The 16685-nt window shown below is 58.6% G+C and carries 19 protein-coding genes; 12 read left to right on the top strand and 7 right to left on the bottom strand.

Annotated elements, in window-relative coordinates:
- Positions 1-52: 52 nt before the first annotated feature.
- Positions 53-418, top strand: coding sequence for a histone-like nucleoid-structuring protein, MvaT/MvaU family (locus tag PSH80_RS11980; protein WP_029294664.1), 366 nt, complete (start codon positions 53-55; stop codon positions 416-418).
- A 201-nt stretch (positions 419-619) separates the two neighbouring features.
- Here the strand turns inward: PSH80_RS11980 and PSH80_RS11975 are convergent, their stop codons facing one another.
- On the bottom strand, positions 620-1156 hold the full coding sequence (locus PSH80_RS11975) for a DUF4946 domain-containing protein (RefSeq protein ID WP_305420325.1): 537 nt from the start codon (positions 1154-1156) through the stop codon (positions 620-622).
- A gap of 192 nt (positions 1157-1348) precedes the next feature.
- Between PSH80_RS11975 and gloA the strand changes: the two genes are divergently transcribed.
- Positions 1349-1870, top strand: a complete 522-nt coding sequence (gene gloA, locus PSH80_RS11970; protein WP_057440061.1) for a lactoylglutathione lyase — start codon at positions 1349-1351, stop codon at positions 1868-1870.
- A 138-nt stretch (positions 1871-2008) separates the two neighbouring features.
- Here the strand turns inward: gloA and ahpF are convergent, their stop codons facing one another.
- The 4 genes from ahpF to PSH80_RS11950 all read right to left on the bottom strand — a co-directional run bounded on the left by ahpF (position 2009) and on the right by PSH80_RS11950 (position 5324).
- Positions 2009-3562: an alkyl hydroperoxide reductase subunit F gene (gene ahpF, locus PSH80_RS11965; protein ID WP_169990254.1), complete on the bottom strand. Its 1554-nt coding sequence runs from the start codon at positions 3560-3562 to the stop codon at positions 2009-2011.
- Positions 3563-3687: 125 nt separating this feature from the next.
- Positions 3688-4251: an alkyl hydroperoxide reductase subunit C gene (gene ahpC, locus PSH80_RS11960; RefSeq protein ID WP_010210361.1), complete on the bottom strand. Its 564-nt coding sequence runs from the start codon at positions 4249-4251 to the stop codon at positions 3688-3690.
- Positions 4252-4383: 132 nt separating this feature from the next.
- Positions 4384-4623 carry a tyrosine-type recombinase/integrase gene (locus PSH80_RS11955; RefSeq protein WP_305420323.1) on the bottom strand — a complete coding sequence of 80 codons (240 nt, stop codon included), beginning with the start codon at positions 4621-4623 and terminating at the stop codon, positions 4384-4386.
- Complete coding sequence (locus PSH80_RS11950; protein ID WP_305420321.1) at positions 4605-5324, bottom strand: hypothetical protein; 720 nt, start codon at positions 5322-5324, stop codon at positions 4605-4607. Before PSH80_RS11950 ends, PSH80_RS11955 begins: the two co-directional genes overlap by 19 nt.
- Positions 5325-5505: 181 nt before the next feature.
- Here PSH80_RS11950 and PSH80_RS11945 point away from each other — a divergent pair, with 181 nt between their 5' ends.
- Positions 5506-6513, top strand: coding sequence for a DNA-binding protein (locus PSH80_RS11945; RefSeq protein WP_057959613.1), 1008 nt, complete (start codon positions 5506-5508; stop codon positions 6511-6513).
- Here PSH80_RS11945 and gorA read toward each other — a convergent pair whose 3' ends face one another.
- Both gorA and galU read right to left on the bottom strand, forming a co-directional pair.
- Complete coding sequence (gene gorA, locus PSH80_RS11940) at positions 6514-7872, bottom strand: glutathione-disulfide reductase (protein ID WP_057959612.1); 1359 nt, start codon at positions 7870-7872, stop codon at positions 6514-6516.
- A 100-nt stretch (positions 7873-7972) separates the two neighbouring features.
- Positions 7973-8812 (bottom strand): UTP--glucose-1-phosphate uridylyltransferase GalU, encoded by an 840-nt coding sequence (galU, locus tag PSH80_RS11935; RefSeq protein ID WP_057440057.1) that lies wholly within the window; start codon positions 8810-8812, stop codon positions 7973-7975.
- Between the two features lie 309 nt (positions 8813-9121).
- On the opposite strand from galU, the gene PSH80_RS11930 reads away from it, so the two are divergent.
- The 9 genes from PSH80_RS11930 (at position 9122) to PSH80_RS11890 (ending at position 16673) form a co-directional block, all read left to right on the top strand.
- Entirely contained in the window at positions 9122-9307 is a 186-nt protein-coding gene (locus PSH80_RS11930) for a hypothetical protein (RefSeq protein WP_029294643.1), read from the top strand.
- 685 nt (positions 9308-9992) lie between these two features.
- The gene (locus PSH80_RS11925) at positions 9993-10514 is read left to right on the top strand and encodes a fimbrial protein (RefSeq protein ID WP_169960843.1); all 522 of its coding nucleotides are present in this window, start codon (positions 9993-9995) and stop codon (positions 10512-10514) included.
- 50 nt (positions 10515-10564) lie between these two features.
- Positions 10565-11125 (top strand): fimbrial protein, encoded by a 561-nt coding sequence (locus PSH80_RS11920; protein ID WP_057440056.1) that lies wholly within the window; start codon positions 10565-10567, stop codon positions 11123-11125.
- Positions 11126-11146: 21 nt separating this feature from the next.
- Positions 11147-13756, top strand: a complete 2610-nt coding sequence (locus PSH80_RS11915; RefSeq protein WP_305420574.1) for an outer membrane usher protein — start codon at positions 11147-11149, stop codon at positions 13754-13756.
- A complete protein-coding gene (locus PSH80_RS11910; protein WP_057959608.1) occupies positions 13753-14511 on the top strand; it encodes a fimbria/pilus periplasmic chaperone in 759 nt (252 codons plus the stop codon). The genes PSH80_RS11915 and PSH80_RS11910 overlap by 4 nt, the downstream gene beginning before the upstream one ends.
- 25 nt (positions 14512-14536) lie before the next feature.
- Positions 14537-15118: a fimbrial protein gene (locus PSH80_RS11905; RefSeq protein ID WP_169960845.1), complete on the top strand. Its 582-nt coding sequence runs from the start codon at positions 14537-14539 to the stop codon at positions 15116-15118.
- A gap of 10 nt (positions 15119-15128) precedes the next feature.
- Positions 15129-15620 carry a fimbrial protein gene (locus PSH80_RS11900; protein WP_057444807.1) on the top strand — a complete coding sequence of 164 codons (492 nt, stop codon included), beginning with the start codon at positions 15129-15131 and terminating at the stop codon, positions 15618-15620.
- Positions 15621-15633: 13 nt separating this feature from the next.
- Entirely contained in the window at positions 15634-16113 is a 480-nt protein-coding gene (locus tag PSH80_RS11895; protein WP_169960846.1) for a fimbrial protein, read from the top strand.
- An 11-nt stretch (positions 16114-16124) separates the two neighbouring features.
- Positions 16125-16673, top strand: a complete 549-nt coding sequence (locus PSH80_RS11890) for a fimbrial protein (RefSeq protein WP_057440051.1) — start codon at positions 16125-16127, stop codon at positions 16671-16673.
- The last annotated feature ends 12 nt before the right edge of the window (positions 16674-16685 follow it).

Below are 16685 nucleotides of genomic sequence, written 5' to 3'. Positions count from 1 at the left end.
ATAGCTTTGTTTGCAGTGGGTATCAGCCAAATACACTATTGGAGTAAATATTTTGTCCAGACTCGCCGAATTTCGTGCCGCAGAAAAAGCCCTTCAAGAACAGCTCGCCCAGCTGGAATCCCTGAAGAACGACGCTGGCCTGAAGAAAGAAATCGAATTTGAAGAAAAGCTTCAAGGGCTGATGAAAACCTACGGCAAGAGCCTGCGCGACATCATCTCCATCCTTGATCCAAACCCAGGCAAGTCGGGGATCCAAGTGGCAGCCGCCCCCAAAACTCGCCGCGCACGCGTGGTCAAGGTGTATCACAACCCGCACACGGGTGAACTGATTGAAACCAAGGGCGGCAACCACCGCGGCTTGAAGGCCTGGAAAGAACAGTATGGCGCTGCCACTGTAGATTCCTGGCTGCGCGGCTAATACAGGCGCACTAATAAAAAGCCCCGCTGATGCGGGGCTTTTTGTTTTTGCGCCTCGATTTCAAACGCTGCCGCGTGCGAAAGTGAACTTTGAAATACACTCCACTTCGAACACAATCGCCGAACAGCCGCTGTACACCGCAGTCCTGTAGTTATGGGTTTTTCTGTCAATGTGCCATGTCAGGCATCTAGCCATCGCCGATCAAAGTTTCAGGCTTGCACGTACCGAGCTGACTTCTTCCTTGCTCGACTCATAGGCAGCGGCTTGCCCGGCATATGAAAAAACATAGGCCTTATTCGTATCGACAGCACCCACCAGTGTTTGCGAGAGCACATGCCGACCGTTCTCGGTAATCACGCAGGTAGTTTCCAGCGCCTCAAGATGACTTAAGGTGCTTGAGTGAATCTTGTTGCAGACACTTTGATAACCACTGCGGGCAAAGTCCTTCTGGATGGACTTGCGCATATCCAGCAACACCCCTTGCAGATTGACCACATGCCCAGGCTCGATCGGCGTACCCGTCAACTCCATGACCATCAGCGTCTCGCCGTTCTCATCGTTCTTGATCGCGCGCTGGCGCGACACCGGGGACGGCGTGGCCGGCGCATCGGCATCCGCCACCACCTCCTCCACCTGCCAGCCGCTGGGCCAATGAATCTCGGGGTCTGCCGCCAGTGCAACGGTGCTGCCCAAGACAAGGCACAAGGCGGCCAACAATGGTTTGTTCAATCGGCTCATTGCAAAAAACACTCGAAGTTCAAGCCGCAAAGTTTGAGCCCGCCGAGGGGATGGCCGCAAGGCCCGGGTGCGTTTTTCATTTGGCGCGGCCGGTGCAGCTTGCGTATCATGATCCGGCTACACGGATCTGCCGCACGCCAAGGGACCGCTCAAATCACGAGCTGCGTCTGCCCCATTTTTTCTGGAGGGCCCATGAGCCTGCACGAATTGAACACCTTCCCGGGCGTCACCGCCCAACCCGACACCGCCACTTCGAACTTCGTGTTCAACCACACCATGCTGCGGGTCAAGGACATCACTAAGTCCCTGGACTTCTATACCCGCGTCCTGGGTTTTTCCCTGGTTGAAAAACGCGACTTCCCGGAAGCCGAGTTCAGCCTGTACTTCCTCGCCCTGGTCGACAAGGCGCAGATTCCGGCCGATGCCGCCGCGCGCACCCAGTGGATGAAGTCGATCCCGGGCATCCTGGAACTGACCCACAACCACGGCACCGAAAACGATGCCGACTTCGCCTACCACAATGGCAACACCGACCCGCGCGGGTTTGGCCATATCTGCATTTCGGTGCCGGATATCGTCGCGGCCTGCGAGCGCTTTGAAGCCTTGGGCTGTGATTTCCAGAAGCGCCTGACCGATGGGCGGATGAAAAGCCTGGCGTTTATCAAGGATCCGGATGCGTACTGGGTTGAGATCATTCAGCCAGCGCCGCTGTAAACCGGTTTGTTGCCCCTGTAGGAGCGTATCACCGTGGTGTAACGGTCACGTCGAGTCGCCTGTCTCGCAGACCAGCTCCCACAAAAGCAACACCCACAAAAAACCCATGATCACTCATGGGTTTTTTAGTATCGGGCCTTACGCTCGGATCAGGTAATCAAAAGCACTCAGGGAAGCCTTGGCGCCCTCGCCCACCGCAATCACGATCTGCTTGTACGGCACGGTGGTGACGTCACCGGCGGCAAACACGCCGGGCAGTGAGGTCTCGCCACGGGCATCGACAATGATCTCGCCACGGGGCGACAGCTCCACGGTGCCCTTGAGCCAATCGGTGTTAGGCAACAGGCCGATCTGTACAAAGATACCTTCCAGGTCGACGGTCTTGAACTCGCCGGTATCACGGTCTTTGTACGCCAGGCCAGTAACCTTCTGGCCATCACCTTTGACTTCACTGGTCAGCGCACTGGTGATCACGTCAACGTTCGGCAGGCTGTAGAGCTTGCGCTGCAATACGGCGTCGGCGCGCAACTTGCTGTCGAACTCCAGCAAGGTCACGTGGCTGACAATACCGGCCAGGTCGATGGCTGCTTCAACGCCGGAGTTACCGCCACCGATCACCGCCACGCGCTTGCCCTTGAACAGCGGACCATCGCAGTGCGGGCAGAAGCACACACCTTTGGCCTTGTATTCCTGCTCGCCCGGCACCCCCATTTCGCGCCAGCGGGCACCGGTGGCCAGGATCACGGTCTTGGACTTGAGGGTCGCACCGCTTTCAAAGCGAATTTCATGCACCTCACCGGGATTTTTCGCCGGGATCAGGCTGCTGGCGCGCTGCAGGTTCATGATGTCCACGTCGTACTGACGCACGTGGGCTTCCAGGGCGCTGGCGAGTTTCGGGCCTTCGGTTTCCTGCACCGAGATAAAGTTCTCGATGGACATGGTGTCCAGTACTTGCCCACCAAAACGTTCGGCGGCCACACCGGTACGAATACCTTTACGCGCGGCGTAGATCGCGGCGGCAGAACCGGCCGGACCACCACCGACGACCAGCACATCGAACGCGTCCTTGGCGCTGATTTTCTCGGCGGCCTTTTCGATACCGCTGGTGTCGAGCTTGGCGAGGATTTCTTCCAGCCCCATGCGGCCCTGGCCGAAGTTCACACCGTTGAGGTAGACGCTGGGCACCGCCATGACCTGGCGCTCGTCGACTTCCGCCTGAAACAGTGCGCCATCAATGGCCACGTGGCGGATGTTGGGGTTGAGCACGGCCATCAGGTTCAGCGCCTGGACCACGTCCGGGCAGTTCTGGCAGGACAGCGAGAAGTAAGTCTCGAAGTTGAACTCACCTTTAAGGCTGCGAATCTGTTCAATCACTTCGACACTGGCCTTCGACGGGTGGCCACCGACTTGCAGCAGGGCCAGCACCAACGAAGTGAATTCATGGCCCATGGGGATGCCGGCAAAACGCAGGCTGATATCGGCACCCGGGCGGTTGATGGAGAACGACGGCTTGCGCCCATCATTGCCATCGGTTTTCAGGGTAATCAGCGTGGTGAGGCTGGTTACGTCCTGCAAAAGAGCAAGCATTTCCTGGGATTTCGCACCGTCGTCGAGGGAGGCAACGATCTCGATCGGCTGGGTGACCCGCTCCAGGTATGACTTCAACTGAGCTTTAAGATTGGCGTCCAACATACGGGCGATTTCCTATTTCAAATCAATTCGGTAAAAAAAACGCCCGAGCGAATCTCGCCCGGGCGTTTTTGAGGGCGGTGCGGCTTACTTAAGGTGCGGCAATCCGCCCTTGATACTTCACAGACTTAGATCTTGCCGACCAGGTCCAGGGACGGAGCCAGGGTAGCCTCGCCTTCTTTCCACTTGGCTGGGCACACTTCGCCTGGGTGGGCAGCGACGTACTGGGCGGCCTTGATTTTGCGCAGCAGCTCGGAAGCGTCACGGCCAACACCGCCGTCGTTCAGTTCAACGATCTTGATCTGGCCTTCAGGGTTGATCACGAAGGTGCCACGGTCTGCCAGGCCAGCTTCTTCGATCAGCACGTCGAAGTTGCGGGAGATGGTCAGGGTTGGGTCGCCGATCATGGTGTACTGGATTTTGCCGATGGCTGGCGAAGTGTTGTGCCAGGCAGCGTGGGCAAAGTGGGTGTCGGTGGACACGCTGTAGATCTCGACGCCCAGCTTCTGGAATTCGGCGTAGTTGTCAGCCAGGTCTTCCAGTTCGGTTGGGCAGACGAAGGTGAAGTCAGCTGGGTAGAAGAACACGACAGACCACTTGCCTTTCAGGTCAGCGTCCGACACGTCTACGAAGTTGCCGTTTTTGTAAGCGGTGGCTTTGAACGGTTTTACTTGGCTGTTGATGATAGGCATCGTTGACTCTCCGTCAGGGGTTAGTAAGTTGATGGGTGAATCCTACCCAGTCTCATCGCCGATGGCTCATTGCCAAACCTGATGCCGCTGATTGGTTTTGGCTATCAACCAGCTGTATTAATAGAAGAAATCTTAAAGCAGCGGATCGCGGGCCTGAGTCATGCCAAGAAAGGGCGTCGCTTCAACATAGCGCATGGCGGACTTCATGTCCTTCCAGCCGACGTAACTCATCAACGACTTCAAATCCCAACCGCTGCGATGGGCCCAGGTGGCGAAGCCCCGGCGCAAGGAGTGGCTGGTGTACTGCTCGGCAGCAATGCCCGCGCGCCCGAGGGCCTGGCGCAGCAGCGGGATCACGCTATTGGCGTGCACCCCACCCCCTCCTCGCCCAGGTTGCCCCAGCGATCGATCCCGCGAAACACCGGGCCGCGCACCAGGGCCGAGGCACTCAGCCATTCGGTATAGGCCTGCACCGGGCACAAGCGCAGCAGTGCCGGGGTTTGATAGGTCTGGCCGAGGTTCTCGCGGTCACTCTTGCTGCGCGGCAAGTACAAGGTGATGCCCGCGCCTGGTACCGCCTGCACATGCTCGATCTTCTGCAGCCGACACAGCTCATCACTGCGAAAACCACGCCAGAAGCCCAGCAGGATCAAGGCCGCGTCGCGCTTGGCGCGCAGCCAGCGCGGCCGATCGCCCTCTGTCCGCGCCTGCTCAGCTTCGCGCTCAAGCCAATTGACCACCTGCTCCAGGTGCTGGAGCTGCAAGGGCTCGGCCTGTTTTTCCTGGGCTGGGTGCACGGCGCGGATGCCCTTGAGCACCTTGCGCACCACCGGCGCTTTGGTCGGGTCCGGGAAACCCTGGCTGGAATGCCATTGCGCCAGCGCCGACAAGCGCAATTTCAGGGTATTGACCGACAACACCCCGGCGTAAGCCACCAGATAACGGGCCACGCTGTCGCTGGTGGCGGGCAGGAAGCCACCCCAACCCACTTCAAAGTGCTCGATGGCGGCGCGATAGCTGCGTCGGGTGTTATCGCGGGTGGCGGCGTTCAGGTAACGATCAAGTTCACTCATAGCGCTATCGCCAAGGGGTTGGTGTACGGGCATAGGGGATGAATCTGCGTCAAATGGGTCATCACACGGGATAATACGCCAATATCCCATCTGTAAAATCATCAATTTAAAGGCAATTTTATTCGTGATACAGTATGTATATACATAATACATACCACAGTACTAAATCGACGGAGACCCCATGGCTCGCGGCGGCATCAATAAAGCAGTAGTTCAAACGGCACGCCTGGCAATCCTCGCCCGCGGCGAAAACCCCAGCATTGATGCGGTACGCATCGAAATGGGCAATACCGGCTCGAAAACCACCATCCACCGCTATTTAAAGGAGCTGGACGAGAGCGAAACCCGCCTCGCCATTACCGAGGCGCCCATCGACGATGAGCTTGGCGAGCTGGTCGCACGCCTGGCCCAGCGCTTGAAAGAGAAGGCTCAGGAACCCATCGACCAGGCCCTGGCGCAGTTCGAGCAGCAGAAAACCGCCCTGCTCACCCAGGCAGAGGCACTGACCGCAGCCCACAACCAGCTCCAGCAGCAATTTGATATTCAGGCCGCCGCCCTGGCGGAAGAAAGCGCAGCCCTGCAGACCGCCAGCACCAGCCTGCAAACCGAGCAAACCCGTAACGCCGGACTCAGCCAGGCGTGCAGCGACTACGAGCTACGACTCGCGGACAAGGACGAACAGATTCGCTCGCTGGAAGACAAACACCTGCACGCCCGCGACGCCCTTGAGCACTACCGCACTGCGATCAAAGACCAACGCGAACAGGAACAACGCCGCCACGAAGGCCAACTGCAGCAACTGCAGGCCGAACTGCGTCAGGCCCAGCAGAGCGCCATGGTGCGCCAGGACGAAATCACCCAGTTGCACCGTGACAATGAACGGCTATTGATTGAGCACCGGGTCACGGCGAAGGAGTTGGCGACTCTGCAAGAGCAAAACCGCAAGGATCAGGCCCAGCAACTCAAGCTGAGCGAACAGGTAAGCCTGATTGATAGCGAGCGCACCCTGCTCCAGGAGCGTCTGCGGGTTGCCGTGCTGGACAACCAAGCACGGCAGGAGGCCCTGGCCGAGCAGCAGCACAGCCGCAAAACCCTGGAACTGGAGCTGCTCAAGGCCCAGGCCACCATTGAGGCGCTGCGCCTGGCCGCCGTCGTTGCAACGGCGCCAGAGGCAACAGGGAATACCTGATCAGCCAGCGACAGGCGTGCGCATGGTGACAAACTCTTCCGCCGCCGTCGGGTGCACGCCGATGGTCTCGTCGAAATGCTGCTTGGTCGCCCCCGCCTTGAGGGCGATCGCCAGGCCCTGGACAATCTCACCCGCATCCGGCCCGACCATGTGGCAACCCAGCACCTTGTCGGTATCGGCATCGACCACCAGCTTCATCAGCGTGCGCTCCTGGCACTCCGTCAGGGTCAGTTTCATCGGCCGGAAGCGGCTTTCGAAAACCTGCACGTTATGCCCATCGGCCCGCGCCTGCTCTTCGCTCAGGCCCACGGTACCGATATTCGGCAAGCTGAACACTGCCGTGGGGATCATCGCGTAATCCACCGGGCGGTACTGCTCAGGCTTGAATAGACGCCGCGCCACCGCCATGCCTTCAGCCAATGCCACGGGCGTCAGTTGCACGCGACCAATCACGTCGCCAATGGCCAGGATCGACGACTCGGCGGTCTGGTACAGATCGTCAACTTCGACAAAGCCACGCTTGTCCAGCTTGACCCCGGTGTGCTCCAGGCCCAGGTTATCCAGCATCGGGCGCCGGCCCGTGGCGTAGAACACGCAATCGGCTTCCAATACACGACCGTCTTTCAGGGTGGCCTTGAGGCTGCCATCGGCCTGCTTGTCGATACGTGCGATATCAGCGTTGAATTGCAGGTCCAGGCCACGCTTGGTCAGCTCTTCCTGCAAGTGCTTGCGCACCGCGCCATCGAAGCCACGCAGGAACAGATCGCCGCGATACAGCAACGACGTCTGCGCGCCCAGACCATGGAAAATCCCGGCAAATTCCACCGCGATATAACCACCACCCACTACCAGTACGCGCTTGGGCAGTTGCTTCAGGAAGAACGCCTCATTGGAACCAATGGCATGCTCATGCCCCGGAATCTCGGGGATCTGCGGCCAGCCGCCCGTGGCGATCAAGATGTGCTTGGCCGTGAAGCGCTCGCCGTTGATCTCGACCTCGTGGGGGCCGGTCAGACGCGCATGGCCTTCGTGCAGGGTCACCCCGCTGTTCACCAGCAAGTTACGGTAAATACCGTTGAGGCGATTGATCTCGCGATCCTTGTTGGCGATCAATGTCGCCCAATCAAAGTTCGCCTCGCCCAAGGACCAGCCAAAGCCGCTGGCTTGTTCGAAGTCTTCGGCAAAGTGCGCGCCATACACCAACAGTTTTTTCGGCACGCAGCCAACGTTGACACAGGTACCGCCCAGGTAGCGGCTTTCCGCCACGGCCACCTTCGCGCCAAAACCTGCGGCGAACCGCGCCGCCCGTACACCACCGGAACCGGCGCCAATCACATAAAGATCAAAATCGTAGGCCATTTCACTCTCCTCGGCAGGGCATCAGGATACCCGCTTACGCCCAAAAAACCAGAAAGCCACCCGTAGGTGGCTTTCTTGAGACTCAACAGGCGATGCTTAATCAGTAAGCCTTGCCAGTCTTGTAGAAGTGCTCGTAGCAGAAGTTGGTCGCCTCGATGTAGCCTTCAGCGCCACCGCAGTCAAAACGACGGCCCTTGAACTTGTAGGCAATCACGCAACCGTCTTTGGCCTGTTTCAGCAAAGCGTCGGTAATCTGGATTTCGCCGCCCTTGCCTGGCTCGGTTTCTTCGATCAGCTTGAAGATATCCGGGGTCAGAATGTAGCGACCAATGATTGCCAGGTTCGACGGGGCATCTTCCGGCGCCGGCTTCTCGACCATGTCGCGAACGCGGATCAGGCCATCACCGATGTCATCACCGGCGATCACCCCGTACTTGTTGGTTTCCGCAGGGTCGACTTCCTGCACCGCAACGATGGTGCAGCGGTACTTCTGGTAGAGCTTGACCATCTGGGTCAAGACGCCGTCGCCTTCCAGGTTGACGCACAGGTCGTCCGCCAGGACCACGGCAAACGGTTCGTCACCGATCAGTGGGCGACCGGTAAGGATGGCGTGGCCAAGGCCTTTCATCTGGGTTTGACGGGTGTAGGAGAACGAGCACTCGTCGAGCAGCTTGCGGATACCGACCAGGTATTTTTCCTTGTCAGTGCCCTTGATCTGGTTTTCCAGCTCGTAGCTGATATCGAAGTGGTCTTCCAGTGCGCGCTTGCCACGGCCGGTGACGATGGAGATTTCGTTGAGGCCGGCATCCAGTGCCTCTTCGACGCCGTACTGGATCAGTGGCTTGTTTACCACCGGCAGCATTTCTTTAGGCATGGCCTTGGTCGCTGGCAGGAAGCGAGTACCGTAACCGGCTGCTGGGAACAAGCATTTCTTGATCATAAAAGTCCTTAATAAGGGCTGTGCGTACGAAATTCGGCGCAGTCTAATCAGGCCGCAGCCACCTTACAATGGGCGCTGCTGGCGTTGCGATGTCAACATAGAGAAAAAATGTCGGCGTTAGTTCCACCGATCCTGCAATTGGCCCTACCAACGGCAAGCTCAAACCAACCGTGCCCCGCTACTTAAAAGGCCTTCGGTTGTTTTAGCACGCTTTTGGGTGCAGAGCACTGACCTGCAACAACTTGCGCTTGCCCTGCGCGTTTGGCGTTATCATAGCCCGCTTGAACCAGACCACGAGATTGTTAATCGATGTCAGAACCCAAAGGCGTAAACGGCTACCTGATCACTAAGCGAGCAGACGGCTGGCACCTGATCAATTTTCACGGAGACAGCGTCGCCGGGGCATTCGCCACCGAGAGCCAGGCTATTGCAGTAGCCGAAGTGTTTGTGGACGAAGCCGGTCACGCATCGAGCAAAAGACCAAAGGGGAAATAAGCCCCTACGATTGCACATAAAAAGCCCCGATGATCGGGGCTTTTTTGTTTGACAACAGCCATCCCATTGCATTGCCTGTATCTGCGCCCTGGCAGAGCCGACGCACTCACTCAGGAGAGGGAAAATTAGTTCGCTCTCCTCAACATACACTATTGCCTCCAAACACTTGCCAACCTATTTTTATAGCAACTCGCCCCCTCGCCAAACCAAATGTAGTCCAAGTCTTACGGTCATTTCTCGATTATTGAAAAACGGCCATAACTTTCCTATATGCCCCACCACTAAAAGACTACGCAAGCAAGGGAGCCGGACGACTTCCTTACTAAAACTAGTAGCCTAATAATTGCCCCGCCTCGAATGTTCTCCCGAAGTGCAATACAAATAGTTGGAAAACCAGCACTTCGCTGAACACCAACTCAACCGCACCCGGGCTGAGTTTTCTGCGAGCCTCCGCTGAGGCAAAGAGCCGACTGGCCGGACCGTTCCGGCTTGCCGCACGACCCTGGACTGCGCCTATAAAGCGGCGAACTCAATCGCAAGCTTTCGATACCTCAAGAGAAGAGGAGAAATCCAAAGCACTGAAACCTGGACACTTAACTGCACACTTCATAACCGCTTTTTAATAGGTCCTACGCACAGTTGCGGCCGGACTTCTCAACAACACTTACTCTGTAGGTACCTGCAAATGAAAAATAATTTTAAAACTGCACTGCTAACTATCGGACTATTTGCTGGCGCGATCTCTGCCGCTCATGCGGCAGATGGGACAGTTACGTTCGAAGGGTCGGTCCACTCGGGTGCTTGTTCCATTAAGCCTGACTCCGTAGATCAAACCGTTCATCTTGGCGCGATCGCCAAACATCAATTGCAGACAGGGGGGAAATCTGAAGCCCGGCGCGTTCTGATTGAACTTGAAGGCTGCGACCTGGCAGGCCTGACTGATAATACGGTGACGACTACATTCACGGGCGCGCCCTCAAGCGTTGTCCCGGGCGGGTTGGGCACAGTGGGTAGCGCGGGCGGTATCGGCATCATGATGACCCATGGCAGCCAGCCCATTGAGCTGGGTGTCGCAACGACCCCGCAAGCCATTGCCGTCGGTAACAACACCCTGGAGTTTGGTGCCTATGTACAAGGTGCCGCCACCGGCACGATCGTGCCTGGTGATTTCAGCGCGGTGACCAATTTCACCCTGGCCTATCAGTAAGTACGGCCCCCGCCACTTCGGGTGGCGGGGGACTCTGACGGGAGATACAGGTGAAAACATTCCTGAGTTTCGCCATTGCCTCTTCATTGACGGTGCTCATCAGCCCTTGCGTTTTCGCGAATGCGGCGGCGCAAGGTGAGGGGTTAGTCACCCTGGGAGGAGAAGTCATTGACTCCGCTTGCGGGCTGGAACTGGTCAGTGCCGATCAAACCATCGAGATGCCACCCGAGCCCATAGGCCGGCTGCTGCGCAGTGCGATAGGTGAACCTCACCCCTTCCAGTTGCGCCTGGTCAATTGCTCCTTGACCCGCCCTGACCCGTCACGCCCGGATGTGAACCTGCCGGATTGGCAGCACCTGCAAGTGACCTTTGACGGTGCCCGCGATAGAGACGGTCGCTCCTTTGCTGCCTTTGGTGGTTCACAGGGGGTCGCCCTGCATATTTGGGATGCGGCCGGCCAGGAGAGCATTCCGGGTGAGCCGATGCCGTTGCTGCCGTTGGCAGAAGGCGACATGACACTGCACTACACGCTTCGCCTGGTCGGCAACGGGCTGCCGCTGATGCCTGGCGCTCACGGTGCCGCCGTGCGGTTCAAGCTGGAATATTTTTGAACATTGATGAGTCGTTTTTTCATGTTGAATACGTCGAAGGTCAAATATTCGCTGCGTCCAGGCCTATTTAGCGGGTTGATGTCACTGGCTGGAACTGCAATGGCCAGCGGGGATATCGAGTTCAATACGGATGTTCTCGATCTGAATGATCGCACCAATATTGACTTGTCCCGATTTGCGCGCAGCGGGTTTATTCTGCCCGGCACCTACTCAATGGTGGTGCAGGTCAATGCCCAGCCTATTGCTGAGCAGTCGGTGGTGTTCTATCCCCCCGATAATGATCCCAAGGGCAGCCAGGCCTGTTTGTCCCCCGATCTCGTCGAACAGCTTGGCCTCAAGGCGTCCGGCGCAGCAAAACTCACCTGGTGGAATAACGGGCAGTGCCTGGATATCCAAGGGCTGCCAGGCATGGAAGTGAGTGGGGATCTGGCCACCTCGACGCTGACAATCAACCTCCCCCAGGCTTATCTCGAATACAGCGACATCAATTGGGACCCGCCCTCGCGCTGGGATGAAGGTGTGCCGGGGCTGTTGGCGGACTACAGCATCACAGCGCAGTCCAACTATCAAAACAATCGCGGCAACCGCAACAACCTGAGTGGGAACGGAACGCTCGGCGCGAACGCCGGGGCCTGGCGCTTCAGGGCAGACTGGCAGGGGCGTTTCGAGAGACGCCGTGAGGGCGAAGCCAAGGACCAGAAACTGGACTGGACGCGCTACTACGCCTATCGCGCAATTCCTGCGCTGAAGTCGCGCCTCGTGGTGGGAGAGAACTACCTGTATTCGGACCTGTTCGACAGTTTCCGCTTTACCGGCGCCGCACTCAGTTCGGATGAAAACCAACTGCCCCCCAACTTGCGTGGCTACGCTCCGGAAGTCGTCGGAGTGGCGAAAACCAATGCAAAAGTCGTCGTCAGCCAGCAAGGCCGTGTGCTGTATGAAACCCTGGTCGCGGCAGGCCCCTTTCGCATTCAGGATCTTAACGATGCCGTGTCCGGCTCGCTGGATGTGCGGGTGGAAGAACAGGACGGCTCGGTCCACAGCTTCCAGCTAGATACGGCGGGTGTTCCCTACCTGACACGCCCCGGCCAGGTTCGCTACAAGCTGGCAACGGGACGACCGTCCAACCTCCAGTACAACGGTGACGGTGATTTTTTCGGGACCGGCGAGTTCTCCTGGGGGGTCAGCAACGGCTGGTCGCTGTTTGGCGGCGGGATCACGGATAACAACTACCATGCGCTGTCCGTCGGCGCTGGGCGTGACCTGCTCGCGTTCGGGGCCCTGTCGCTGGATGTCACCCAGTCCCAGGCAACCGTCTGGAATGAGCGGCTCGCGGGTAAATCCTACCGCCTCCAATACTCCAAGCACTTTGAGCAGTACGACAGCCAGATAACCTTCGCCGGCTACCGGTTTTCCGAGAAGGGCTTCCTGAGCATGAGTGAATACCTCAACGCTCGGCATTACGGTTTGAATGGCGAACTCGGCGGGCGCGGGGGGTACAACGAGGACGGTGAACGCATTGATGACTGGAAGCCTATCGGCGGGAGCAAGGCCCTTTATACGGCCACGGTGAATAAGCAGTTTCGCGACCTTGGGGCCACGGTCTACGCCAGTTACAACAAACAAACCTATTGGGACCGGCCACACACGCAGCGCTGGAACATGTCCGTGTCACGTTATTTCAATGTGGGCACCGTGAAAAACATGAGCCTGTCCCTGAACATCTATCGCACCCTGGAATACAGCTACAAGGATAACGGTGCGGCGCTGACCGTCAGCCTGCCGCTGGGGCGCACCGGCACGCTGTCGCTGGATGCCTACCGGGCCGCGGGCGATAACAGTTTTTCGTCGCGCTTCAGTGATCGCCTTGATGCGCGCAATAGCTACCAACTCCGTGCAAGCGATAGCTCTGCCAGCGGCTATCTGACCCACATGGGCGATCAGGCCGATATCGACCTCAGCGCCAGCCAACAATCCGGTAACAGCAGCCTCGGCGTGTCTGCGCGCGGCGGTGGCACGCTTACGTCTCACGGCGCTGCGCTGCACCGGACCAACAGCACGGGCGGAACCCGCCTGATGGTCGACACCGGCGGCGTACCTGATGTGCCTGTGCGGGGTTACGGCAGCCCAAGCCGCAGCAATGCCTTTGGCAAGGCGGTTATCTCGGATATCAGCAGCTATCAGCGTACGGCGGCCAGCGTCGACCTGGAGAGCCTGCCGAACAATGTCGAAGCCACTCAATCGGTGACGCAACTGACACTGACCGAAGGGGCTATCGGCTACCGCTCACTGGACGTGATTGCCGGCGAGAAAGCCATGGCGGTTCTTCGCCTGGAGGATGGCAACTCACCGCCGTTCGGCGCGCAGGTCAAGAACATGAAACAGCAGGATACCGGGATTGTGAATGACGACGGCCATGTCTATCTGAGCGGCATACAGGCCGGCGGGCAGATGGCCGTCAGTTGGGGAGGTGCCGAGCAGTGCATCCTCACGCTCCCTGTCGTTTTGCCTGCTGATGGCTTGACCGATGCCCTGCAATTGAGCTGCCGCAAGACCGCTACTGATCAATCCTTGCCCGTGCCGCCGGTACTGAGCGGGCAGCCTACCGATACGGAGAACACATCCTCATGACGCTCAAGACGCGCCTCCCTCTTCCGGCCTTCGCCCTGCTGGCACTGGGCTTGAGCCCGAGTGTAAATGCCGCGGTCGGCCTGGACCGCACCCGAGTGATTTTCGATGGTGGCAAACAGGCCACCAGCGTGAACATCACCAATAACAACACCCAATTGCCGTATTTGGCCCAGGGCTGGATCGAGGATGAAGCGGGCACGAAAATCACCACTCCCCTGATCGTGTTACCCCCGGTTCAGCGCTTGGAGCCGGGGAAACAGAGCCAGGTGAAAGTCCAGGCATTGCCGGCGGCAAAAATGCTGCCGCAGGATCGCGAGACGGTCTACTACTTCAATTTGAGGGAGATCCCGCCGCGCAGTGATAAATCCAATACCCTGCAAATCGCCCTGCAGACCCGAATCAAACTGTTCTACCGGCCGCAAGCCATTGCGCCGAGCCAGCAAGACCTATCCACCCCCTGGCAGGAAAAGCTGACCCTGACCCGCATAGGCGCCAGTTATCAGGTGAATAACCCAACGCCTTACTACGTGACCCTGGTGGATGCGCGCAGCAGCAGGGACGGCAAAACCGTACCGGGCTTCGAGCCGGTGATGGTACCGCCCAAAGGCGCGCTGACGCTGGGGCCATCGGCCGACACACTCGGTACTACACCCTACTTCTCCTACGTCAACGACTACGGTGGTCGCCCACTGCTGGCTTTCACCTGCAGTGGTGAAACCTGCAAGGTCAGCTCACAAACCCCACCGCCCAAATGAGTAGCACCTGCCGCGGGAGAACATCATGAAATCGCACAATGGGAAGGTCTTGGGCGGCCTGTTGTTGGCCTTTGCCTTGGTGGGGGGCGCACACGCCGAGGATGATATCGAGGGCATGAATGGGCTGCTGAACATTAACGGGGCCATGCATGAGACCCCTTGCAGCCTGGAGATGACGTCACTGCACCAGACGATTGACCTGGGCGCCGTGTCCACCAGCCAATTGCAGCGGCCGGGCGACCAGGCAACAACTGTGGCATTCCAGCTGCATTTTACCGATTGCCAGCGCACCGCCGGCAGCATCCGTAGCGAACGTACGGGGAACCTGGCGTGGAGTGCCTTTCAACCAGTGCTGTCGGTGACGTTTGTCGCCCCTGCCGATAACGATGATCCGCGGCTGGTCAAAGTACAAGGCATCACCGGGATGGGCCTGCGCCTGACCGATGACGTGGGGCGGGATGTACGGCTGGGCTCCAGGGGCGAACCACTGTTTCTGGCATTGGGCAGCAGCACCCGGACCTGGAATGTTCAGCCTACGCGCACCTCTGCACCACTGACCAGCGGGGCATTTCGCGCCGTAGTGGATTTCAGGCTCAATTATGACTAAGGGCAAAACAATGGCTAAGTCAATCGGCGCGCAGGCCATTCTTACCGGCGCCCTGGTGTGGGCGGCAGGCCAAGCAGTGTCGGCCGATACCAATCTGATCATCCGGGCACAAATCATCGCCCCGCCGCCATGCGTCATCAACAGCGGGAGCACGCTCGATGTGCCGTTTGGCAATAACCTCCTGACATCACGGGTTGACGGGGTCAATTATCGTCGAAGCGTGCCTTACACCGTGACATGCGACTCGCCCTTCAGCAACGCGATGACCCTGGAACTCAAGGGCACCGGAGCGGCGTTTGACAGTCGCGTGCTCGGCACCCGCAAGGCCGATCTTGGGGTAAAGCTGTTCGTGAATGACGCCGACTGGCCGCTGAATACGGCTGTGAGGTTTACCTATCCAAACTTTCCGATCGTGCAGGCCGTGCCTGTCAAACGCGCGGGCAGCAGTCTGACAGGAGGGGTGTTTGATGCCGCCGCCACCCTTGTCATCGAGTACCAATGAAAAGGAGCGATCAATGACCCGTTGCCAGCAGCGAGCATTGCTCGCCTTGTGTTCCATCGGCCTTTGCAGCAATGCGCTGGCCAACCTGACATTCAGCGGCACGCTGAACGAGCCGCCGCCCTGCACGATCAACGCAGGCAATAGCATTGAAGTCGATTTTGGGGATGTCGGGGTCAAGCGGGTCGACGGAGTGAAGTACCGTCGCGGGCTCGGCTACACCATCAATTGTGCCCCCGCCACGCTGCCGTGGGAGCTTAAGTTGAGTATCAGGGGCACGGCGACAGGGTTTGACGGCGCCGCATTGCAAACCAATGTGCCTGCACTGGGGATCCGGATTTTCCAGAATGACCAGCCGTTTCCACTCAACACACCGCTGGACATCACCCTGTCGTCACCGCCGGCATTGGAGGTTGTTCCCGTCAAACAGCCAGGCACCACGCTGTCCCCTGCACAGTTTACGGCGGTGGCTACGTTGCTGGCCGAATACGAGTAGGAGATGCGTCCATGGGACACGAAACGATTTACAAGGGCTGGCCAAGTGCAGGGCTGGCCTTACTGCTGACCACCGGCCTGACCCCCGAGGGGCAAGCGGCGGACAACCTGCGCTTGAAGGGCAACCTGGTGGAAGAGGCCTGCACTATCCGTCCAGGCGACGAGGCCATCACATTGGAGCTCTGGGACCTGACCAGCAAGCATCTCTACATCAACACCCGCTCCCAGGGTCGGGGTTTCAAGCTGCACCTGGAAGATTGCAACACCACGATCAGCAACACGGTCACCATCACGTTCGGCGGCAGGGAAAACCCGGCGCTGCCCGGATTGCTCGCGCTGGACGCAGGGAGTGGTGCCTCAGGCATTGGCATCGGTATCGAGACACCGAGCCAAAAGCCATTGCCTCTGAATACAGTCAGCGACGAACAGGTGTTGCGTAATGGCAGCAACGTTATTGAGCTCAAAGCCTATGTACAGGGTGAGCCGAATGCCATCAGGGACCAGAGCATTGGCCATGGCGCCTACACCGCGACCTCTACTTTTACCCTGGACTACCCGTAGTTCGTAGGCTCA

Source organism: Pseudomonas sp. FP818, from assembly GCF_030687335.1.
Taxonomy (GTDB): Bacteria; Pseudomonadota; Gammaproteobacteria; order Pseudomonadales; family Pseudomonadaceae; genus Aquipseudomonas; species Aquipseudomonas shahriarae.
The sequence above is the reverse complement of the archived record's forward strand: the minus strand, read 5'-3'. Positions and strand labels throughout refer to the sequence as shown.